Origin of the sequence: Microbacterium capsulatum (assembly GCF_030865425.1) — a bacterium.
GTDB classification, from domain to species: Bacteria; Actinomycetota; Actinomycetes; order Actinomycetales; family Microbacteriaceae; genus Microbacterium; species Microbacterium capsulatum.
The window spans coordinates 87,545-109,860 of the sequence record NZ_JAVFCB010000010.1 but is presented as its reverse complement, the minus strand read 5'-3'; the positions used below and the strand labels follow the sequence as shown (position 1 = coordinate 109,860).

Here is a 22,316-nt window from a genome sequence, read left to right as displayed (position 1 = left end):
GCTACTGGCGGTAGCTGGACAGGAAGTTGCCGAGACGCTCGATGGCCTCGGTGATGACGCGGGGCTCGGGCAGCGTGACCACGCGCAGGTGGTCGGGCGTCGGCCAGTTGAAACCGGTGCCCTGCACGAGCAGGATGTGCTCCGCGACGAGCAGATCGTAGATGAGCTTCGCGTCGTCGTGGATCTCGTGCACCTCGGGGTCCAGCCGCGGGAACGCGTACAGCGCGCCGGCCGGCTTGACGCAGGAGACGCCGGGGATCGCGATGAGTCCCTCCCAGGCGGCGTCGCGCTGCAGGTGCAGGCGGCCGAGCGGGGCGACGAGCGACTCGATCGACTGCACGCCGGAGAGGGCGGCCTGCACGGCGTGCTGCGCCGGGACGTTCGGGCACAGCCGGGTGGAGGCGAGCAGCGTGATCCCCTCGAGGAACCCCTTCGCGTGCTGCTTCGGCCCGGTGATGACCATCCAGCCGGAGCGGTAGCCCGCGACGCGGTACGTCTTGGACAGGCCGTTGAAGGTCAGGCAGAGCAGATCCGGGGCGAGGGTCGCGGTGGGGATGTGCTGCGCGTCGTCGAACAGGATCCGGTCGTAGATCTCGTCGCTGAGCAGCAGCAGATCGTTCTCCCGCGCGATCTGGACGATCCCCTCGAGCACCTCGCGGGAGTACACCGCGCCGGTGGGGTTGTTCGGGTTGATGATGACGATCGCCTTGGTGCGCGGGGTCACCTTGGCGCGGATGTCCTCGAGGTCCGGGTTCCAGCCGTTCTCCTCGTCGCACAGGTAGTGCACGGGGGTGCCGCCGGCCAGGCTCGTCATGGCGGTCCACAGCGGGTAGTCGGGCGCGGGGATGAGGACCTCGTCGCCCTCGTCGAGCAGAGCCTGCATGACCATCGTGATGAGCTCGGACACGCCGTTGCCGAGATAGACGTCCTCGGGGTCGACCGGCGGGAAGCCCTCGACCTCCTCGTACCGGCTGACCACGGCGCGCCGGGCGGAGATGATGCCCTTGCTCTCGCTGTAGCCGTGCGCGCTCGGGAGCGTCTCCAGCATGTCGCGCACGATCTGCTGCGGCGCCTCGAATCCGAAGATCGCCGGGTTGCCGGTGTTCAGCTTCAGCACCGCGTGACCTGCCGCCTCCAGCCGAGCCGCCTCCGCGAGCGCGTTTCCGCGGATCTCGTACAGGACGTTCTTCAGCTTGGACGACTGATCGAAGGTTCTCGGTGCCATCGAGCCAGATTACCGGTCGATCGGATCCGGTCCGTCCAAGGCCGTCGTGCGGACCGCGCCGGTGCGCTGCGCCTCGACGTGGGCGATGCGCTCGAGCCGGCTGCTGTCCACGTGCGCCGCGGCGAGCTCGGCCGCCCGGTCGCCGTCCCGGAGACGGATCGCGTCGAACAGCTCGACGTGCTCCGCGCTGACGTGCTGGAGGTCGTCGTGCTGCGACAGCGCCCAGCGCAGGCGGCTGCGGATGGCGCGCATCATGTCGCCGAGCAGCATGTTCTCGGTGAGATCGGTCACGATCTCGTGGAAGTCCGCGGCGGCCCGGCGAGCCGCGACCCCTTCTCCGGCGAGGGCGCTGGACTGCTCGAGCTCGAGCGACTCCTGCAGCCGGGCCAGGCCGTCGCGCCGATGGCGCTCCGCGGCGAGGCGGAAGGCGAGCGGTTCGAGCACCGTGCGCACCTCGTCCAGGTCGGCCAGATCGGCCTCGGTGAACTCGCGCACGATCGCCCACGTGTGCGGGCGCAGTTCGACCAGTCCCTCGGCGACGAGGACCTTCAGTGCTTCTCGCACCGGGACCCGGCTCACGCCGAACTCGGACGCGAGGTCGCGTTCGATGAGACGGCTGCCGGGGGCACGTTCGCCATCCAGGATCGCGTCGCGCAACCACGACGCGATCCTGGTGGACTCGGGGAGGCGTTCTTCCGCTGTTGTCACGGCGTTCATTCTCCCATCGAGTGGCGCTTGTCCCGGTGAGGTCAGGCCTTCGCCGGCTCGACCCAGCGGATGCCCTCCTTGAGGGTCGGCACGATCTCGGTGCCGATCTTGCGGGCGAGCAGGTCGTCCAGACGGTCCAGCGGGCCGATCAGGGCGCGGCCGCCGGCGCGCGCGACACGGATCGCGGCGTCGATCTTCGGCTGCATCGAGCCCTCCGCGAACTTCATCGCGGCGACGGCGTCGGCCGAGGCGGTGTGGATGTCGCGCTGCTCCGGGGTGCCCCAGTTCTCGCTGACGTAATCGCCGTCGGTGAGCATGATCAGCGTGTCGGCGCCGATCTCGGCGGCGAGGGCCGCGCTGGCGAGGTCCTTGTCGACCACGGCCTGGACGCCGATGTGGCGGCCCTTCGAGTCCTCGCGGACGGGCACGCCGCCGCCGCCCACGCAGACGGCGAGGCTGCCGGCCTCGAGGAGGCGCCGGATCAGCGGCGCCTGCACGATCGAGACGGGGACGGGCGAGGGCACGACGCGGCGGAAGGCGTTGCCGTCCTTCGCGATGGTCCAGCGGTACTCGGCCGCGGCCTCGGCGGCGTCGTGTGCCGAGTACGTCGGGCCGATGAGCTTGGTCGGGCGGGCGAAGGCCGGGTCGGCCTCGTCGACGACCGTGGTCGTGATGATGCCCGCGACCTCGCGCTCACCGGCGAGCGCGTTGGAGAGCTCCTGCTGGACGACGTAGCCGATCATGCCCTGGGTCTCGGCGCCGAGGATGTCGAGCGGGTACGCCGCGACGTCCTGGTAGGCGAGGTTCTGCAGAGCCAGCAGACCGACCTGCGGGCCGTTGCCGTGGGTGATGACCATCTCGTTGTCGCGACCGAGGTTCGCGAGAGCCTCACAGGTGGACTTGACGTTGGCCCGAAGGAACTCGGCCGTCATCGGCTCGCCCCGGCGAGCGAGGGCGTTGCCCCCCAGTGCCACTACGACGCGCATGTGGTGTTCTCCTAAGTAGTGTGGCCGCAGAGGGCGGCCCGATGAAGTGTGTACGGAAATGGTATTCCATTCGTATCGATGGTATACCTGAGAGGAACACTTTTACAGCCCTCCGCGGACCGTCACCCCCACGAATCCCGGAGGCCTTCGAGAGAAGACGATGACCCCCGTCGCAACCCCGATCTCCGTTCGCGCGATCACTTGGGATGCCGCGCTTGAGGAGACGCTCTCACGCGCGGTCGATGCCGCCTTCCCGACCCCCCGGTCGGTCCTCTCCCGTACCCCCTCCTCCGACGCCGCGCTCGCGTCGACGCCGGTGTCCGTGCACTCCGTGCACCGCCGCACCCTGAACCTCCGCATCGACGACGAGCTCATCGCGCTGGTCTCGCCGGAACTCGACGACGCCCCCGCCACGGTGCGGGTCCCCGTCCCGGACTGGACCGCGTTCGACGTCCGCCCCGGCGATCCCGCCCTGATCGGCGAGGACGGCCTCCGGATCGAGACCACGCACGGCCCGATCGCGATCCTGCTCTCCGCCGCCGAGCCGTGGACGCCGTCGGTCTCGTGTCTGTGCGGGCTCTCCGCCGACCGGCTCCTCGGCGCCGAGGAGAGGATCGCCGCCGTCCCCGCCCCCGCCGAGCAGACCGCGTTCGGCCGGATCGCCGCCGGGATGCTCGCCGCGCGCATCGACGGACTCGGCGAGGCGCTGCGGGACCGCGACCCCGACGGCATCACCGCGGCCGCGACCCTCCTGCTCGGACTCGGCGAGGGCCTCACCCCGTCCGGCGACGACGTCCTCACCGGCCTCTCCTTCCTCGCCGCCCAGCCCGGCATGCGGCTCCGCACGGCGCTCGAGCCGCTCTCCGCCGCGATCGAGGACGGATCCGAGCGCACCACCCTGCTCAGCACCGTCACCGCCCGGCACGCGCTCCGCGCGCGGGCCAGGCAGAGCCTGCACGACCTCGTCCACGCGATCGGCGACGACGACGTCGCGGCGATCGACGAGGCCGCCGCCCGGATCGCGGAGATCGGGCACACCTCGGGCACGGACATCCTCACCGGAGTCCGGCTCGCCCTGCGCACTGAGGCGGCGCTGCGCGCCGCCTCCCCCGATGTACCCACGGCACCGACGCCAGGGTCCGATGAGAAGGGAGCCGGGCGATGACGCAGACCGCCACGCCGGCCGACACCGCCACCTCCGAGTTCGAACACGAACCGGTCCCCCTCAGCCACCGTAAGTCGCTCTTCACCGTCTCCGCGGTGTGGTTCGGCTTCCCGATGATCCTCACCAATGCGGTGCCGGGCGGCCTCGTCGTGGCCATGCTCGGGTTCTGGCCCGGCGTGGGCGCGATCCTCACCGCGAACGCGATCATGTTCGTCTACGTGAGCCTGCTCAGCTGGCGCGCCGGCCGCACCGGCAAGAGCTTCGCGCTGCAGGCGACCGAGACCTTCGGCACCGCGGGATACGCGATCGCGTCCGGCTTCCTCGCCACCGTCGTGGTGGGCTGGTTCGCCTTCAACACCGGCGCCACCGGTGCGAGCCTGAGCGGCGCGTTCGGCTGGAACGAGACGCTGGTCGCCGCGCTCGCGGGGCTCGTCTTCATCGTCGTCACCTACCTCGGCATCCGCGCCCTGTCGGTGCTCGGCGCGATCGCCGCACCGCTGTTCATCGCGGCCGTGATCATCGCGATCTCGCTCGCCGCGCAGAGCCACAACTTCTCGGCCGTGTTCGGCTACAAGGGCGTCGGGGGCGGCGCGATGTCGTTCGGCGTCGCGGTGACCGCGATCATGGCGACCTTCGCCGACTCCGGCACGATGACCGCCGACTTCACCCGCTGGGCGCGCACCGGCAAGCAGGCCGTCGCGGCCACCTTCACGGCCTTCCCCGTGGCGAGCCTGGTCGCCCAGCTCAGCGGCGCGCTGTTCGTCGCGGCCGGCGCGATCGCGGACCCGGCGGCCAACGGCGGCAACTTCGCCCCGCTGCTCACCGGCACGCACAACGTGCTGCTGGACATCTTCCTGTTCGCGTTCGTCGTGATCAACCTCGGCTCCGTCTGCACGCACTGCCTCTACAACGGCGCCCTGGGCTGGTCGCACCTGACCCGCTCGAAGATCCGCGTGCTCACCCTGATCCTCGGCGTGATCGGCACTCTGGTCGCCGTGCTCGGCGCGTGGCACTACTTCGTGAACTGGCTGGTCCTGCTCGGCGTGCTCGTGCCGCCGCTCGGCGCGGTGCTCATCGCCGACCAGATCATCCTGGCCAAGCGCAACGCCGGCCGTCCCGAGCAACGCGTCCGCTGGACCGCGCTGGCCGCCTGGGCGATCGGCGCCGGCGCGGCGCTGGTCACGCACTTCTTCACCCCGGTGCTCTCCGACGCGGTCGTCGGCCTCGTCGTCGGAACCGTCGCCTACCTCGTGCTGGAGCAGTTCGCCTACGCGAAGGAGACCACTCGATGAGCACCGCAGACGAGCGCTACCTCGCCGCCGCTTCGGCCGGCGACCTGGACGGCGTGCGCGCCGCCCTCGTGGACGGCGCGGACAAGAACACGGTCGACCGCGAAGAGGCCACCGCCGTCCTGCTCGCGGCCCGCGCGGGTCACCTCGACGTGGTGCGCGCTCTCGTCGCCGAGGGTGTCGACATCGACGCGCAGGACCAGACCTGCGCGAACCCGTTCCTGTTCGGCTGCATCAACGACGACCTCGAGCTCGTGACGATCGCGGCCGAGGCCGGCGCCGACCTCAAGCGGCTCACCCGCATGGGCGGAAACGGGCTCACCCCGGCAGCGGAGAAGGGTCACCTGGAGGTCGTCCGCTACCTCCTGGAGAACACCCGCATCAACGTCAACCTCACCAACAACCTGGGCTGGACGGCTCTCATCGAGACGATCATCCTCGGGGACGGCGGCCCGGTCCGTCAGCAGATCGTCGAGCTGCTCCTGGCCCACGGCGCGAAGCCCGGCATGCCCGACCCGTGGGGCGTGCCGCCGGTGGAGCTCGCGCGCGAGCGCGGCTACACCGAGATCGTCGGCATCCTCGAGAGCCACCAGGCATAAAGACCTCCCGGAAAGGACAACGATGACCAGGCACATCGAAATCAGGAAGAACACCTACCTCGACTCCGTGTCGCTCATGTCGATGAGCACGAAGGCGAACGCGGTCGACGGCGTCACCCAGGCGCTGCTCGGCATGGCGACCCCGATGAACAAGGAGGTGCTCCTCAACGTCGGCGTGGTCGACCCCGCCATCGACGAGGCCAAGCCCAGCGATCTGATGATCGTGATCGACGCCTCCGACGACACCATCGAGGCGGCGATCGAGGCCGTCAACGACATCCTCGCCCGCAAGGACAAGAAGGCCGGAGAGGCATCCGAGGTGCGCTACCGCACCCTGGACGGCGCCTTCGAGGAGGTCCCGGACAGCAACTTCGTGCTGATCTCCGTGAACGGCGCGTTCGCGGCCCGTGAGGCGCGCAAGGCCCTCAACGCCGGCAAGAACGTGATGATCTTCTCCGACAACGTGCCCGTCGAGGACGAGCTCGCGCTGAAGAACCTCGCCCACGAGAAGGGCCTGATCGTGATGGGCCCGGACTGCGGCACCGCGATCATCAACGGCGTGGGCCTCGCCTTCTCCAACGCGGTCCGCCGCGGCAGCATCGGCATCGTCGGCGCCTCGGGCACCGGCAGCCAGGAGGTCTCCGTCCGCATCCACGACTTCGGCGGCGGCGTCTCGCAGCTGATCGGCACGGGCGGTCGCGACCTCTCGACCGAGATCGGCGGCATCTCGATGATCGACGGCATCAACGCCCTCGACGCCGACCCCGAGACCAAGGTCATCGTGATCGTCTCCAAGCCCCCGGCGGAGGAGGTCGCCTCGAAGGTGCTCGCCGTCGCCGGCGCCGCGTCCAAGCCGGTCTACGTGACCTTCCTGGGCTCCGACCGCACCGAGTCGGGCTACGACAACGTGACCATGGTCACCGCGGGCACCAAGCCCCTCGCCATCGCCGCCGTGGTCGCCAGCGGCATCGACGAGTCGACGCTCGACAAGCACCCCCTGAACATCCCGCTGGTCGAGGAGGTGCGCGCCAAGCTCGCCCCGGAGCAGAAGTACATCCGCGGCCTGTTCTGCGGCGGCACCCTGTGCGACGAGTCGATGTTCTCGGCTCTCGACAAGTACGAGAACGTGTACTCGAACATCCAGAAGAACCCGGCCTACAAGCTGGGCGCGATGGACTCCTCGCGCGAGCACACCTTTCTCGACATGGGCGACGACGACTTCACCAACGGCCGTCCGCACCCGATGATCGACCCGTCGCTGCGTCTGCAGCGCCTCGTCCAGGAGGCCGACGACCCCTCCGTCGGCGTCATCGCGATGGACTTCGTGCTCGGCTTCGGCGCGCACGAGGACCCGGTGGGCGTCACCATCCCCGCCATCACCGAGGCCAAGGCGAAGGCGACCGCGCGCGGTCAGCACCTCGAGATCCTCGGCTACGTGCTCGGCACGGACCTGGACACCCCGGCCTTCGCCGAGCAGGTCGCGAAGCTCGAGGCCGCCGGCGTGACCATCGCCTCCTCCTCCACCAACCTCGGGCTGCTGGCCCGTGAATTCGTCGCGAAGGGTGACAACTGATGAGTGTGAACGATCTGTTCTCCACCGACCTGAAGCCGGTCAACCTCGGCCTCGACATGTTCGCCGACGATCTGAAGACCCAGGGCGTCGAGCCGGTCCTGATGGACTGGACCCCGCCGGGCGGCGGCGACCCCGAGGTCATCGCGGCGCTCAGCCGTCTCGAGGACCCGGCCGTGGCCGAGAAGATCGACGCCGCGAACCAGGAGGCGCTCACCCGCATCCTCGCCGCGCAGCCCTTCCTCGAGGGCTTCGGCCAGGCGCTGGACACCGTCCCCGGGATGACCAAGAACACCATCCTGCACTCGGGTCCGCCCATCGAGTTCCCCCGGATGTCGGGCCCGATGAAAGGCGCCGTCACCGGCGCGCTCGTCTTCGAGGGCCTGGCGAAGGACCTCGACGAGGCCTTCGAGCTCGCGTCCTCGGGCGAGATCATCTTCTCCCCGTGCCACGAGCACCAGTCCGTCGGCTCGATGGCCGGTGTCACCAGCGCCAGCATGTGGGTGCACAAGGTCCGCAACCGCACGCACGGCAACTATGCCTTCACCAACCTGTCCGAGCAGCTCTCCAAGATCCTGCGTTTCGGCGCGAACGACCAGTCGGTCATCGACCGCCTGAACTGGATGCGCGACGTGTTCGGCCCCGTGCTCTCCGGCGCCATGGCCCTGAACACCGACGGTCTCGACCTGCGTCTGATGCTGTCCCAGGCCCTGCACATGGGCGACGAGGCGCACAACCGCAACGTGGCCGGCACGACCCTGCTCATCCAGGCGCTCGCCCCGTACATCCTGGAGACGGACTTCACCACCAAGGAGAAGCGCGAGGTGTTCGACTTCGTCGCCTCGTCCGACTACTTCTCCGGTCCGACCTGGATGGTCACGGCGAAGGCGTCCCTCGACGCCGCCAACGGCATCGAGAACTCCACCGTGGTCACCACGATGGCCCGCAACGGCGTCGACTTCGGCATCCGCGTCTCCGGCACCGGCGGCCAGTGGTTCACCGGCCCCGCGCAGGAGGTCATCGGCCCGATGTTCGCCGGCTACACCCCGGCCGACTCCGGCCTGGACATGGGCGACTCGGCCATCACGGAGACCTTCGGCATCGGCGGCTTCGCCATGGCGGCGGCCCCGGCGATCGTCGCCCTGGTCGGCGGCACCGTCGACGAGGCGATGGGCTACTCCCGCACCATGAACGCGATCACGACCGGCAACAACCCGAACATCACGATCCCGTCCCTGGACTTCATGGGCGTGCCCACCGGCATCGACGTGCGCAAGGTGATGGAGACCGGGATCCTCCCGATCATCAACACCGCCATCGCGCACAAGGACCCGGGCATCGGCATGATCGGCGCGGGCATCACGCACCCGCCCGTCGAGGCCTTCCAGCAGGCCCTCGTCGCCCTTTCGGAGAAGATCGCCTGACATGACGGCCGGCGCCGGCGTCCCGATGAGGCATTCGGAGGACGTCGCGACGCTCGTCACGCAGTGACATCACGATATGGCCGGGAGTGCACCGCTCCCGGCCATATCGCTACCCCCACACCTCATTCCGGTGCAGAGAGAACGGCAGGCCATGTCCACTCCCACCACAGACCCCGCCCTCGTCGATCCCGGCGCGGACAAGGTCGCGCTCTACGCGTCCCGCGGCTACGCGGAGGACGTCCTCCCCATCCGCCCGCAGGATCGCAGCTGGAAGACCCCGCAGTTCATCACCGTCTGGATGGGGCCGATCCACAACATCCTGTCCTACTTCACGGTCATGACGTTCTTCGCCCTGGGCCTGAACGCCTGGCAGGTCGTCGCGGCGATCATGACCGCCGCCGTGATCGTGTCCATCGGCTACATCCTCAACGGCCAGGCCGCGGCGAAGTACGGCGTGCCGTTCGCGATGCAGCTGCGCGAGGCCTTCGGTCACAAGGGCGCGCTCGTCCCGACCTGGGTGCGCGGCATCATCGCCGGCTTCATGTTCTTCGGCATCACCAGCGTCTCCTCGGCGCAGGCCTTCGACGTGGTCTTCCAGACCATCTGGCCCGGCTACGCGCACCTCGGCGGCGGCGCGAGCATCCTCGGTCTGCCGATCCCGACCGCGATCTCGTACCTGATCACCTGGATCCTCACGGTCGCGCTGTTCCTCGGCGGACAGAAGTTCCTCGGCAGGTTCAGCAACTGGGCCAACCCGGCCGTGTTCGTGCTCGTCGTGATCGCCGTCGTGCTGGCCGTCATCAACGCCGGCGGCCTCGGCGCGGTCTTCTCCACCCGCGTGGTGGACTCGCCGGTCACCCCGCTGATCTTCATCACCTGCGTCTCGATCCTGGTGTCGAACTGGGCGGGCCCGATCGTCAACACCGGCGACTACACCCGCAACGCGACCTCGATGAAGGCGCCGACCGTCGGCTTCCCCATCGGCGTGATCGGCTCGTACATCCTGTTCGCCCTCGTCACGGTCTCGTTCGTGGCTGCGCTGCAGGTCGTCAGCGGCGGCAAGATCGACATCAACCGCCCCGGCGTGTTCATCGACGCCATCAACCACGGCGTCGGCAACCCGATCGTCGTCGTCCTGCTCATCCTCGCGATGAACGTCGGCGCCGTCGCCTTCGTCGTGTTCGGCAACATGCTCCCGGCGGGGCTCCAGCTGACCGCTCAGCTGCCGAAGCTGTTCACGCTCAAGCGCGGCGCGATCCTGGCCGCCGTCATCGGCACCCTGATCCTGCCGTGGCAGTTCGTGGCGAACACCGACGCGCTGTTCCTGTTCTACTCGCTCATCGGATCGATGTTCGGCCCGATCGCCGGCATCATGCTGGCCTCGTACTTCGTCGAGCGCAAGAAGACCCTCGACGTCGAGGGCATCTACGCCGACTACAAGGCCGGCCAGAAGGGATCGCTGCCGGCCTACAACTGGCGGGCGCTCGGCGTGCTGATCGCGAGCTTCGTGATCACCATGATCGGCCGGATCCCCGGCATCTCGTCGGTGGACTTCCTGGCGCAGGTCAACAACCTGGCGTTCTTCTCCGGCCTCATCATCGGATTCTTCGGCTACACCATCCTCGCCCTGGCCGGCCGCCGCGACCGCGCCTGACCGCATCACCCCCAAGGAGACAACCATGAGCAACACCACTCCCTCGGCCGACGTGCTGGACAGCTACTTCGGCCCCGCCGTCGAGGTCACCCTCTCCGGGCTGCGCGCCGGCGACGGCGGCCCGTTCGGCGCCACGCTGGTCGACCCCGAGGGCGAGATCGTCGTCGCCGTCGGCAACACCGTGCTGCGCGAGACGGACATCTCCGGCCACGCCGAGATGGTCGCCGTCCGCGAGGCCTGCAAGAAGCTGGACACGCTCGACCTGTCGGGTCACGTCATGTACGCGACGTGCGAGCCGTGCCCGATGTGCGTCGCCGTGATGATGTGGGCCGGGATCACCACCTGCTACTACGCCTCCACGCACGTCGACGCCGGCGACAACGGCTTCAGCGACATGCACCTGCGCCGCTACCTGGACGGCAGCGACACCTCCACGCTCGACATGATCCACCTCGACAGCGGCCGCGAGGACTGCGCGTCGATCTGGACCGAGTTCCAGCGCCTCAACGGCTGACGCCGCCGCAACGAAGAAGGCCGGTACCCGCTCGGGTACCGGCCTTCTTCGTGTCGCTCGTTACTTGCGCTTGCTCTGCGCCCGGCGCTCGGCGCGGTTCGCCGGAGCCTCGCCGTCGACGCGCTGCCCGAAGGCGCCGCGGGCGGCGGGCTCGTGCTGCTCGGCGGTCTCCGCCTGGGCGCGGGCCGCCGCCTGGCGGAGGCGGTCGGTGGCCGCCTGCTGCACCTGGCCGCGGTCGTTGCGCACCTCGACGTCGCCGGCGTCGTTGGGCGCCGAGTACTCCAGGCGCTGGTCGCCGGCGGACGCGGCCAGGCCCTTGGCCTCGACCTCGGTGATGCCCTCCTCGCCGGCCCGGCGCACCTCGACCTCGAGGTTGTAGAGGTAGCCGACCGACTCCTCCTTGATCTGGCCCATCATCGCCTGGAACATCGCGTAGCCCTCGCGCTGGTACTCGACCAGCGGGTCGCGCTGCGCCATCGCGCGCAGGCCGATGCCGTCCTTGAGGTAGTCCATCTCGTAGAGGTGGTCGCGCCAGCGGCGGTCGAGCACCTGCAGCACCACGCGCCGCTCCAGCTCGCGGGTCGCGGCGTCGCCGAGCCCCTCCTCGCGCTTCTCGTACGCGACCATGGCGTCGGAGATCAGCTCGCGCTTGAGGCCCTCCGCGGTGATCCCGCCCTTGCGGCCGCCCGCCTCGGCGACGACCTCGTCGATCGTCACGTCCACCGGGTACAGCGTCTTCAGCTCGGTCCACAGGTGGTCGAAGTCCCAGCTCTCGGTGTGCCCCTCGCTGGTGTGGTCGTCCACGATCGCGCCGATCGCGTCCTCGACGAAGTGCTGGACCCGGTCGGCGATGTCGTCGCCCTCCAGGATGTGCCGGCGGTCGGCGTAGATCGCCTCGCGCTGACGGTTCAGCACGTCGTCGTACTTGAGCACGTTCTTGCGCATCTCGGCGTTGCGCGCCTCGACCTGGCTCTGCGCGCTGCGGATCGCCCGGGTGACGAGGCCCGACTCGATGGGCATGTCCTCGGGGAAGTTCGTGCGGGCCAGGATCGCCTCGGCGGCGCCCTGCTGGAACAGCCGCATGAGGTCGTCGGTGAGGCTGAGGTAGAAGCGGCTCTCCCCCGGGTCGCCCTGACGGCCGGAGCGTCCGCGCAGCTGGTTGTCGATGCGGCGCGACTCGTGCCGCTCGGTGCCCAGCACGTACAGGCCGCCGGCCTCGACGACCTTCGCACCCTCGGTCTCGACCTTGGCCTTCATGGCCTCGTAGGCCTCGTCCCAGGCCTGCTCGTACTCGTCGGGCGTCTCGTGCGGGTCCAGCCCCTTGGCCTTCAGCTCCTGCACCGCGAGGAACTCGGCGTTGCCGCCCAGCATGATGTCGGTGCCGCGGCCGGCCATGTTGGTGGCGACGGTCACGGCGCCGAGGCGACCGGCACGGGCGACGATCTCGGCCTCTCGGGCGTGGTTCTTCGCGTTCAGGACCTCGTGCTTGATGCCCTTCTTCGCGAGCAGCCGGGAGAGGTACTCGCTCTTCTCGACGCTCACCGTGCCGACCAGGACGGGCTGCCCGTTCGCGTGCCGGGAGGCGATGTCCTCGACGACCTGCGCGAACTTCGCGGTCTCGTTCTTGTAGACGAGATCCGGCTTGTCCTGGCGGATCATCGGCCTGTTCGTCGGGATCGGCACGACTCCGAGCTTGTACGTCGACATGAACTCGGCGGCCTCGGTGTCGGCGGTACCGGTCATGCCGGCGAGCTTCTCGTAGAGGCGGAAGTAGTTCTGCAGCGTGACGGTAGCGAGGGTCTGGTTCTCGGCCTTGACCGGCACGCCCTCCTTGGCCTCGATCGCCTGGTGGATGCCCTCGTTGTAGCGGCGGCCGACCAGGATGCGGCCGGTGTGCTCGTCGACGATCATGACCTCGTCGTTCATCACGACGTAGTCGGTGTCGCGCTTGAACAGGGCGAGCGCCTTGATCGAGTTGTTCAGGAAGGAGATCAGCGGGGTGTTCGCGGACTCGTACAGGTTGTCGATGCCGAGGTAGTCCTCGACCTTCTCGATGCCCGGCTCGAGCACGCCGACGGTGCGCTTCTTCTCGTCGACCTCGTAGTCCTCGTCGGCCTCGAGGGTCCGCGCGATCTTCGCGAACTCGGTGAACCAGCGGTTCGCCTCCCCCGACGACGGGCCGGAGATGATCAGCGGGGTGCGGGCCTCGTCGATGAGGATCGAGTCGACCTCGTCGACGATCGCGTAGTAGTGGCCGCGCTGGACGAGGTCCTCGCTGCGCCAGGCCATGTTGTCGCGCAGGTAGTCGAAGCCGAACTCGTTGTTCGTGCCGTAGGTGATGTCGGCGGCGTACTGCTCGCGGCGGACCTCGGGCGTCTGCCCGGAGATGATCACGCCCGTGGTCATGCCGAGCGCGCGGTAGACGCGCCCCATGAGCTCGGACTGGTAGCTCGCGAGGAAGTCGTTCACCGTGATGATGTGCACGCCCTTGCCGGCGATCGCGTTCAGGTACGACGGGAACGTCGCCACGAGGGTCTTGCCCTCACCGGTCTTCATCTCCGCGATGTTGCCGTCGTGCAGGGCGGCGCCGCCCATGATCTGCACGTCGTAGGCGCGCATGCCCAGGGTGCGCTTGGCGGCCTCGCGGACGGCGGCGAACGCCTCGGGCATGAGCTGGTCGAGCGTCTCGCCCTTCTCGAATCGCGCGCGCAGCTCGGCCGTCTCGTTGCGGAGGTCCTCGTCGCTGAGCTTGGCGAAGTCGTCCTCGAGCGCGTTCACGGCCTTGACGACACCGCCGAGACGACGGAGGATCCGCCCCTCGCCCGCGCGGAGAAGCTTCTCAAGAGGATTCGCCACGGATTCCATCTCCCTAGTGGTTCTGTGCCCGCGTGCAGACGCGCGCACGGCATACGGACCCATGTTACCGGCCCGTGACCTGTCGATCCTCTGGGCAGATCCGCGGTGCGTCGCGCCGATTCCGGGCGACGCGGCCCTCCGCGCGCGACGAATCGGCAGGACGAGACCGTGATGCTCCGACGAGACGCGCACCCCTGCGGCAGGGACCGTTTTCTGCGAGAGTCGTCGTATGCCCAACGAGCTCGGCGACTTCCTGCGTGCCCGACGGACGGATGCGGGTCTGGAGCCCCCGAACGCCGGCTCCCCCCGACGCCGGCGGGTGACGGGGCTGCGACGGGAGGAGGTGGCCGCGGCGTCCGGCATCAGCGCCGACTACTACACCCGTCTCGAGCAGGGACGCGAGACCCACCCGAGCGACGCCGTCCTCGACGCGCTCGCCCGCGTCCTGCGGCTGGGCCCCGATGCCAGGGAGCACCTGTCCCGCCTGCGCGGATCCTCCGGTCCCGCGCCCGTGCGCGCCCCCGAGGATCCCTCCGCCCGCGAGCGGATGGACGCCCTCGTCGAGGCCGTGCGCCCCAATCCCGCGTACGTCCTGGACCGGCTCGGCGGCATGATCGCGGCGAACCCGGAGGGTCTCGCCCTCTATCCGGGCTTCGCCGAGCTCCCCCGCGAACGGCGCAACACCTGCCGCTATCTGATGACGGATCCGCGCGCGCGGGAGATGTTCGTCGAGTGGGAGGAGATCGCGCGCGGCGCCGTCGCGCATCTGCGCGCGGCCAACGTCGACGATCTGCAGGATCCGGCGCTGCAGCGGTTCGTCGCCGAGCTCCGCTCCGAGAGCCCGCTGTTCGAGGAGTGGTGGACCGAGCACATCGTCGAGCGTCGGCGCACCTCCGTCAAGCATGTCCGGACCGGGACCGGCGAGGTCCTCCCCCGCCGCCACGAGGTGCTCTACCTGCCCGAGGACGGCCTGCGCATGACGATCTGGCTCGCCGCGGACTGATCCGATCCGCCCTCCCCTCACCCCTGCTCGCTGGTCGCGATACGCCCTCATTCCGCCCCTTTGGCGACGATTCGCGACCGGCGAGCGACAGGACACGCCGCGCACGGATCCCTCCCCGGGGTTTCCGGGTATGCATATGCTCGGAACCAGATTCCGGAAGGGAACCGATGTCCGTCCGTCAGAGCCTCCTCGCCATCCTCGATCAGGGCCCGTGCTACGGCTATCAGCTGCGGGCGGAGTTCGACCGCCGCACGGGTTCGACGTGGCCGCTCAACGTCGGCCAGATCTACAACACCCTGGAGCGCCTCGAGCGCGACGGGCTCGTCGCCCGCGGCGACGCCGACGACCAAGGGCACGTGTACTGGAGCATCACCGAGGCGGGATCCGCGGAGGTGGCGGGATGGCTGTCGTCCCCCGTCGCGCGGAACCAGGGCACCCGCGACGAGCTGGCGGTCAAGCTCGCCGTCGCCGCGACGCTGCCCGGCGTCGACGTCGCCGCCGTCATCCGGACGCAGCGTCGGGCCTCGCTGGCGCAGCTGCAGACCCTGCAGGACGCGACGCCCGCCGGCACCGAACCGGTGGGCCCGGTGGAACTGGCCCGGATGCTCGTGATCGACGCCATGGTCTGCGCCGCGGAGGCCGAGCTGCGCTGGCTCGACCACGTCGAGCAGCGGCTCGCGCAGCACCCGCAGCACGCCCTGGCGCTCGAGCTCTCGGCCGAGCGCCCCAAGCGCGGACGGCCCGCACGCGCCGCCGTGCCCGCCTGATCCCCGAATCCCCTGCCCCGGACCGCCCTGATCGCCGAGGGCGCAATCGATGCACAGCCCGTCCACGGCACGGGATCATAGGATCGGCGCATGGCCGGTTTCTGGGGCAGACGCAAACGTGAAGAGCAGGCGCAGGACGAGGATCTCGCTCGCCGCGCCGAGCAGGCGATCGTCGCCGCCGACGAGCGGATCCGAACCGCGGGCGACGAGCTCGCGTTCGCGACCGCCGAGCTCGGCGAGGACATGACGGCGGACTTCCGCGCCGCCCTCGATGCCGTGCGCGCGCACATGGGCGAGGCCTTCCAGCTGCACCAGCTGAACCACGACGAGATCCCGGACACGGCCGAGGAGCTGCGCACCCGCAACGCCCGCATCGCGCAGCTGTGCCAGTGGGCCGAGGAGCTCATCGACGAGAAGTCGGCGGCGATCGCCGACTCCGTGAACGCCGTCCGGCACGCGCCCGAGGTGGCGGCCAAGGTGCAGGCCGACGCCGCCGCGCTCGAGGCCCGGATCCCGCAGGCCCGCGACGCGGTCGGCCGTCTGGCCACCCGCTACTCCGACGCCGCGATGCAGCGGATCGCGAAGAGCGCGGACGAGGCCGCCCAGCTCATCGCGTTCGCCACGCACGGCGCCGAGGTGTCGCAGCGGCGTCGCGAGGCCGGACGCAACCAGGAGGCCGTGCTCGCCCTGGAGACCGCGACCGAGGCCACCCGGCGGGCGACCGCTCTGCTCGACGCCGTCGACGACTTCGAGATCGAGGCGCTGCGCGCCGAGTCCACGCTCGCCGAGGTCGTGGCGGACTCCCGCGGCGACCTCGCGATGCTCCCGCCCGCGGCGGACGCCCCGGCCGTGGCCGCGGCGGCGACCGCGCTGCAGCAGGCCCTCGACTCCCTGACCCCCGCCGGCACCCCCTCCGATCCGTTCGGCGAGCTCACCCGGCTGCGCGCCGCGAACACGGCGCTGGACGCCGCGGTCGCCGCCGCGCGCTACCGCGCCGAGCACCCCCTGCCCACGCTCGACGCGGTGCAGCACGCGCTCGACGACGCGGACCGCCAGCTGGGCGTGGCCCGCGGCCTCATCGAGGGGCACCGCGGGTGGATCGGCGCCGACGCGCGGACCCGCCTCGCCGAGGCGGAGCGCCTGCGTGTCGATGTGCCCTCGCTGCTGCCCGCCGAGGACACCCGCGAGCAGGCGATGTCCGGCGCCCGCCGCGTCGCGCAGCTCGCCGCCGAGGCGCTGCAGCTCGCTCAGCGCGACATCGACTCCTCCCGCCCCGACCAGGGCTGGGGCGGAGGCAACGGCTGGGGCGGAGGCGGCCGCGGATCCGGCGGCGGCGACATCGTCACCGGCGTGCTCGGCGGCCTCGTCATCGGCGGGCTGCTCGGCGACATCTTCGACTGAGGCGACCCGCCACCTCGATCGCCCACGGTGACGTCCCTTCGACGGGCTCAGGGACCGGATCCTGTCGGACCGGACCTGACCACCGGACCGGGCGCGGCCATGACGTGCAGACACGAGAACGCGGCCCGGGCGTGAGCCTCGGGCCGCGTTCTTGGAACAGTCGGGGCGTCAGCCGACGAGAACCTCCACGGGGGCCGCCTGGGTCGTCAGCGCGATCACGCCGTAGTCCCAGCCCTTGCGCCGGTACACGACGCTCGGGTGGTCGCTGCGGGCGTCCACGAAGAGGAAGAAGTCGTGGCCGACGAGCTCCATCCGGTCGACGGCCTCCTCGACGGTCATCCACTCCGGGTCGAAGTTCTTGGTGCGGATGACGACCGGGGAGTACTCCTCCTCGACCTCGATCGTCGGGATCGCGCCGGTGGAGACCGCGTGCAGCGTGTCGACCGACACGGGGTGCACGTCGATCCCGGCCAGCTCGCCGGTGCTCTTCTCCAGGTGCGCACCGCGCGGATGGTGGCGTCCGTCGATCCGGCGCTCCTTGGCGCGCCGGACCTGCTCCATGAGCTTGTCCACGGCGAGGTCCAGCGCCACGAACTTGTCACCGTCGCGCGCCTCCGCACGCACCAGCGGACCTCGTCCGACGAGAGTGAGTTCGACGGTCTCGTCCTCCACATGACCGCCGCGATAGGAACGATGGGTGACCTTCACGTCCAGGCGCTGAGCCTTCGTCGCGAGTGTCGCGATCCGTGCGGTCTTCTCTTCGACCACCCCACGGAATCGATCGCTGATGCCGACTCCGACACCGACGATGTTCGTTTCCATCCTGACCTCCTTGTTCCGGTCCGCCCGGCCAAGGGCGGACCGTGGTCGCCTTTGTGAATCCCTACCGTAGTCGGGCGACACGGCCCTGTCATCCACTATTCACCTGTGTGTCGTAGGCATTCGCTCCGAGTCCTGCCAGGGTGCGCCCGCGACCCCCGCGCGGCGCCGTTCCGTGGCCGCCGCGGCGATCGCTCCGGCGACCTCGAAGCCGGCCTCGCGCAACGCCCTCGTGGCCTCCGCGCAGGTCGCGCCGGTCGTGATGACGTCGTCGACGAGGAGCGCCACCGCGCCCTCGCCGCGGACGACGGCGCGCAGACTGCCGGCGGTGTTGCGCCGCCGTTCCTCGACGGTCAGGGCCCGCTGGTCCTGCACCCGGCGGGTGTGCCGCAGCGCGCGCACCATCGGGAACCCGGTGCGCCGGGCGAGCAGTTCCGGAACCCGGAAGCCGCGGCGCCGGAACGCGGCCCGCGACGTCGGCACCGGTACCACGACGTCGATGCGCCGCCCACCCCCGACGCCGTCCCCCGGTCCGCCCGGCAGATCGGCGATCGCCGCGGCGAGCGCCGGATCCAGCTTCCGCACCAAGGAGGTCTGGCCGTCCTCCTTGATGGCACGGATCACCCGGGCCGCCACGCCGTCGAACGCGAGACCGGCGCGCAGCACGAGCGCCTCGGAGGGCGGACGCACCGGCCGGGGCGCGAGCCGCCTCTCGCAGGCCGGGCACAGGGCCGTGCCCGCGGCACCGCAGCCGGCGCAGGCGGAGGCGAACGCGAGATCGGCGATCTCCCGGATCAGGCGGCGCAGGCGCTCGGTCGTCATGCCCCGATCCTGACCGCGACCGTTCCGGCTCGGGCGGGCTCGTCCGGACTCCGTGCGCAGCGCCCGGGCATGCCGTGCTGTGCAGGACGAAGGATCCCGGATCCGGATCAGCCGCCGAGCTGGGTCGCCAGGACCTTCACGTTCGAACTCTGCAGCTGCCAGGTCGTGACGCTGCGCACCCACATGACGCCGCTGCTGCCGAGCAGCTGGATGTTCGAGGCGGGCGAGGACGGTGCGACGACGCGGGCCACGTCCGGCGCGTCCGCGGACTTCTGCGGGCCGCCCACCGACTGCTCCAGCAGCACGGTCCTGCCGGCGTCGCTCGTGAGCACGCCCAGCGTGGTGTCGTCCAGCCAGGTGAGGTCCATCACCGGACCGGCCGGCCAGGCGACCTCGCGGAGCGGACCGATCCCGGTCGGTGCCCCGCGGTCGTCGCGGCTGACCGCGGCCACCTCGACGCGGACGAGCCCGCTCGCCGTCACCGCCAGCGCGAGGCGCGATCCGTCCCGGCTGATCGCGATCCCGGAGACCTGCGAACCGTCCGGCTGCGCCGCGATCGGCCGCGGCGAGACCGTCGTCGACCAGGCGATGAGAGCGCTCGCGGGCGCGCCCTGCGGCACCGTCCAGACGTAGCCGAACGGGTCCAGCGTGGGCGGCGCGAGACCCGCCCGCCCGTCGATCTGATCCACCTTGCCGTCCGCGATCGCGTAGACGATGCCGTCCGAGGCCTGCGCCACCACGCGCTGGGCTCCGCTGGCCGCGCTGATCGCCGTGATCGGCTTGGAGAACGCGGCCACCTCGGTGGACACGCCCGGTATCGGGGCGATCCCTCCACCGGACAGGTAGCCGAAGCCCTTGTCGGTGAGCACCAGCGGCCGGGAGTCCACCACGGTCGAGGCGACGGACGCGGTGCCCGCGTTGAGGTCGCGGCCGCCCGCCATGAGCTTCACCTGCAGCACCCCGACGCCGATGAGGCTGCGCTCCAGCTGCGTGCGCATGCGCGACATCGTCGCGCTGTCCGCACTGAGCGCGGCGTCGGTGAGCGAGACCTCGGCGACCTGCGAGTCCACCGCGATGGCGTCGTGCGCGAGGGCGATGTCCCCGGTGAAGGCCGTGCGCACGCCGTTCGTGAGCCACGCGCTGGGCTTTCCGCCCACGAGGGACTGCACGATGCGGCTGGCGGTGTTCTTCCGCTTCGGGAACCAGCGCACGTCGGGGACGAGGTAGGTCCAGGTCGGGTCGAAGTACTCCAGCGAGTACGGCGCGAACACGCCGGCGTCCGCGAAGGACTGCGCGTCCAGGACGACGCCGTCCGGGGCCGCGGAGATCCGCCACTGCCCGTCGGCGTTCTTCGCGAGCGAGAAACCGAGATCGGCGGTTCCGTTCACCGCCTTGCTCGCGTAGGCGCCGTTCTCGTCCACGCTCGCGGTCTGCTGCAGGCTGAGCCGCACCGTCGCCGTCGTCGCCTGCTTCTGCACGTCGGGGACGTCGTAGCGGCGGTCCGTCAGCGCCGTGTCGATCGTGACCCCGGAATCGGGCTTCCACGTCTGAGCCGCGGCAGGGGTGAGGAACTGCCGGGCGATGCTCCAGCTGTCCGCCGGGCTGGAGGCGGCGTCGATGAAGCCGCGCACGATCTGCTCCGGATCCATCCCGTCGGACGGGCCCCGCGCCACGAACGCGATGTCGGAGCCGCTGTCGCTCTGGCCCACGGCGAGACCGGGACGCACGTCCCCGGTCATCGGCAGCGACGCGCACGCCGCGAGGCTCAGCGCCGCCGCGATGACCGCCGCGCCCCGGATGATCCGCCCGAGTCTCATGACCCCTCCTCCGGATCCTCCGCCGATGCCGCAGCGCTGCGCTCGGCCGCCGCGGCCTCCCGCAGCTGCGCGATCGGCGCCGTGACCGCCCCGATCTCCGCGATCGGCTCCGCCGCCTCGAGCGGGATCGGCGATGCGCCGTCGAGGGGGCCCGTCCCGCGCGGCAGGGTGAGCACGAAGTTGGTCCCGCTCCCCCGCTCCGACCACACCGCGAGCGTGCCCCGGTGCAGCCGTGCGTCGCCGAGCGCGATGGACAGGCCGAGCCCTGTGCCGCCGATGGTGCGCTGACGGGACGGGTCCGCCCGCCAGAACCGGTCGAACACGCGCTCCGCGTCCTCGGCCGACATGCCCATGCCGAAGTCGCGCACGCCGACCGCGACGGCGTTCTGGTTGCTGTCGACGGTGATCACGATCGGCCGGCCCTCGCCGTGCTCGATCGCGTTGCCGACCAGGTTGCGCAGGATCCGGCGCACTCGGCGCGGGTCGAGGTCCACCGGCGTGTGCCCCCCGGGCGCGACGAAGCGCAGCTCGGTGTCGTGCGCCTCCGCGAGCGGCCGCATGTCGTCGACGAGCTCCTCGGCGAGGTGCGCGAGGCTCGTCACCTCGGTCTCCAGCTGCACGGATCCGGCGTCGTACCGGCTGATCTCCAGCAGATCGGAGAGCAGGGTCTCGAAGCGGTGCACCTGCGTCTGCAGCAGCTCGGCGGTGCGCGCCGTGGTCGGGTCGAACTCCTCCCGGCGGTCGTTGAGCATCTCGGCGGCGAGCCGGATCGTGGTGAGCGGCGTGCGCAGCTCGTGCGAGACATCCGACACGAAGCGCTGCTGCACGAGGGAGAGCTCGCCGAGCTCCTTGATCTGCGCCTCGATGCTGTCGGCCATCGCGTTGAACGAGCGGCCGAGCGTGGCGAGCTCGTCCTTGCCGCGCACCGGCAGGCGCACGTCGAAGTCGCCGCCGGCCAGGCGGGCGCTGGTCTCGGCCGCCTCGGTGATCGGCTGCACCACCGAGCGCAGCGACAGCCACGCGATGACGCCGATGAGGGCGACCAGGACGGTGCCCGCGATCCACAGGCTGCTCTGCACCAGGAGGAGGGTCTGCTCGGTGTCGGACAGGTCGTAGGCCGTGTACAGCTCGTAGGCGCCCGCCTCGGGGACCTGCAGCTGCTGGCCGACGACGATGCCGGCGTGCGTCGAGCCGTCGGCGTCGTGCAGGGCCACCGGCTGCCACCACTGCTTGGTGGCGTCCTTCACGACCCTCTGGCGCAGCTGCGCGGAGAGCAGGTCCTCGGTGAAGCCGACGGAGCGGAACCCGGGCGGGGCCGCCTGCGCCGATCCGTTGTCGATCGGGTACGCCGCCGACATCGGCGCGACGGACGCCGCGCTGAGCTTGTCGTGGACGTCGCGGATGAGGCCCGTGAGCGCCGTGCGGTTGCCCTGGGTGTCGGCGGCGTAGACGGCCGCCTGCACGGAGTTGACCGCGCGCTGCGCGTCGTGCAGGGCCTGATCCTTGCGCGCCTCCCAGAGGTTGTTCTGCACGGCGAGGGCCATCGCCACACACGTGACGAGGACCGCGACGGACGTGAAGGCGAGGGTGACGACGAGGGTGCGGAACCGCAGCGAACGGCGCCACAGCAGTGCCAGGCGGCGGGCGCCACGGCGAGCGCCGCGCACGATCGCGCTCTGCGACATCGACCCGCCCGC

18 protein-coding genes are annotated in these 22,316 nt (G+C 70.5%); 10 read left to right on the top strand and 8 right to left on the bottom strand.

Translation table 11 applies throughout. The features are described 5' to 3' along the window. Position 1: 1 nt before the first annotated feature. The 3 genes from RBR11_RS16045 to RBR11_RS16035 are packed head-to-tail and all read right to left on the bottom strand — an operon-like array spanning position 2 to position 2,919. On the bottom strand, positions 2–1,225 hold the full coding sequence (locus tag RBR11_RS16045) for a pyridoxal phosphate-dependent aminotransferase (protein WP_308490380.1): 1,224 nt from the start codon (positions 1,223–1,225) through the stop codon (positions 2–4). Between the two features lie 9 nt (positions 1,226–1,234). Then, a complete protein-coding gene (locus RBR11_RS16040) occupies positions 1,235–1,942 on the bottom strand; it encodes a GntR family transcriptional regulator (RefSeq protein WP_373889811.1) in 708 nt (235 codons plus the stop codon). 32 nt (positions 1,943–1,974) lie between these two features. Further along, positions 1,975–2,919, bottom strand: a complete 945-nt coding sequence (locus tag RBR11_RS16035) for a carbamate kinase (RefSeq protein ID WP_308490378.1) — start codon at positions 2,917–2,919, stop codon at positions 1,975–1,977. 160 nt (positions 2,920–3,079) lie between these two features. Between RBR11_RS16035 and RBR11_RS16030 the strand changes: the two genes are divergently transcribed. The 7 genes from RBR11_RS16030 (at position 3,080) to RBR11_RS16000 (ending at position 11,134) form a co-directional block, all read left to right on the top strand. Further along, positions 3,080–4,084 carry an oxamate carbamoyltransferase subunit AllH family protein gene (locus RBR11_RS16030; RefSeq protein WP_308490377.1) on the top strand — a complete coding sequence of 335 codons (1,005 nt, stop codon included), beginning with the start codon at positions 3,080–3,082 and terminating at the stop codon, positions 4,082–4,084. Next, complete coding sequence (locus tag RBR11_RS16025; RefSeq protein ID WP_308490376.1) at positions 4,081–5,376, top strand: cytosine permease; 1,296 nt, start codon at positions 4,081–4,083, stop codon at positions 5,374–5,376. The genes RBR11_RS16030 and RBR11_RS16025 overlap by 4 nt, the downstream gene beginning before the upstream one ends. Further along, entirely contained in the window at positions 5,373–5,972 is a 600-nt protein-coding gene (locus RBR11_RS16020; RefSeq protein ID WP_308490375.1) for an ankyrin repeat domain-containing protein, read from the top strand. The genes RBR11_RS16025 and RBR11_RS16020 overlap by 4 nt, the downstream gene beginning before the upstream one ends. Positions 5,973–5,994: 22 nt before the next feature. Continuing rightward, positions 5,995–7,545, top strand: coding sequence for an acyl-CoA synthetase FdrA (gene fdrA / locus RBR11_RS16015; RefSeq protein ID WP_308490374.1), 1,551 nt, complete (start codon positions 5,995–5,997; stop codon positions 7,543–7,545). After that, a complete protein-coding gene (locus RBR11_RS16010) occupies positions 7,545–8,966 on the top strand; it encodes a YlbE family protein (RefSeq protein ID WP_308490373.1) in 1,422 nt (473 codons plus the stop codon). The genes fdrA and RBR11_RS16010 overlap by 1 nt, the downstream gene beginning before the upstream one ends. Before the next feature lie 151 nt (positions 8,967–9,117). Further along, positions 9,118–10,620: a cytosine permease gene (locus RBR11_RS16005; RefSeq protein WP_308490372.1), complete on the top strand. Its 1,503-nt coding sequence runs from the start codon at positions 9,118–9,120 to the stop codon at positions 10,618–10,620. Between the two features lie 25 nt (positions 10,621–10,645). Further along, positions 10,646–11,134, top strand: coding sequence for a nucleoside deaminase (locus tag RBR11_RS16000; RefSeq protein WP_308490371.1), 489 nt, complete (start codon positions 10,646–10,648; stop codon positions 11,132–11,134). A gap of 60 nt (positions 11,135–11,194) precedes the next feature. On the opposite strand, the gene secA is transcribed toward RBR11_RS16000, so the two are convergent. Beyond that, the gene (secA, locus tag RBR11_RS15995; protein ID WP_308490370.1) at positions 11,195–13,990 is read right to left on the bottom strand and encodes a preprotein translocase subunit SecA; all 2,796 of its coding nucleotides are present in this window, start codon (positions 13,988–13,990) and stop codon (positions 11,195–11,197) included. Positions 13,991–14,219: 229 nt separating this feature from the next. On the opposite strand from secA, the gene RBR11_RS15990 reads away from it, so the two are divergent. The 3 genes from RBR11_RS15990 to RBR11_RS15980 all read left to right on the top strand — a co-directional run bounded on the left by RBR11_RS15990 (position 14,220) and on the right by RBR11_RS15980 (position 17,161). Continuing rightward, positions 14,220–14,993 (top strand): helix-turn-helix transcriptional regulator, encoded by a 774-nt coding sequence (locus tag RBR11_RS15990; protein WP_308490369.1) that lies wholly within the window; start codon positions 14,220–14,222, stop codon positions 14,991–14,993. Between the two features lie 167 nt (positions 14,994–15,160). Next, positions 15,161–15,760 carry a PadR family transcriptional regulator gene (locus RBR11_RS15985; protein WP_308490368.1) on the top strand — a complete coding sequence of 200 codons (600 nt, stop codon included), beginning with the start codon at positions 15,161–15,163 and terminating at the stop codon, positions 15,758–15,760. Positions 15,761–15,850: 90 nt separating this feature from the next. Then, entirely contained in the window at positions 15,851–17,161 is a 1,311-nt protein-coding gene (locus RBR11_RS15980; protein ID WP_308490367.1) for a coiled-coil domain-containing protein, read from the top strand. Positions 17,162–17,329: 168 nt separating this feature from the next. On the opposite strand, the gene hpf is transcribed toward RBR11_RS15980, so the two are convergent. The 4 genes from hpf to mtrB all read right to left on the bottom strand — a co-directional run bounded on the left by hpf (position 17,330) and on the right by mtrB (position 22,304). Further along, entirely contained in the window at positions 17,330–17,983 is a 654-nt protein-coding gene (gene hpf / locus RBR11_RS15975; RefSeq protein ID WP_308490366.1) for a ribosome hibernation-promoting factor, HPF/YfiA family, read from the bottom strand. Between the two features lie 99 nt (positions 17,984–18,082). Beyond that, the gene (locus RBR11_RS15970) at positions 18,083–18,802 is read right to left on the bottom strand and encodes a ComF family protein (RefSeq protein ID WP_308490365.1); all 720 of its coding nucleotides are present in this window, start codon (positions 18,800–18,802) and stop codon (positions 18,083–18,085) included. Positions 18,803–18,909: 107 nt separating this feature from the next. Continuing rightward, on the bottom strand, positions 18,910–20,619 hold the full coding sequence (locus RBR11_RS15965) for an LpqB family beta-propeller domain-containing protein (protein ID WP_308490364.1): 1,710 nt from the start codon (positions 20,617–20,619) through the stop codon (positions 18,910–18,912). Continuing rightward, entirely contained in the window at positions 20,616–22,304 is a 1,689-nt protein-coding gene (mtrB, locus tag RBR11_RS15960; protein WP_308490363.1) for an MtrAB system histidine kinase MtrB, read from the bottom strand. Before mtrB ends, RBR11_RS15965 begins: the two co-directional genes overlap by 4 nt. Between the last annotated feature and the right edge of the window lie 12 nt (positions 22,305–22,316).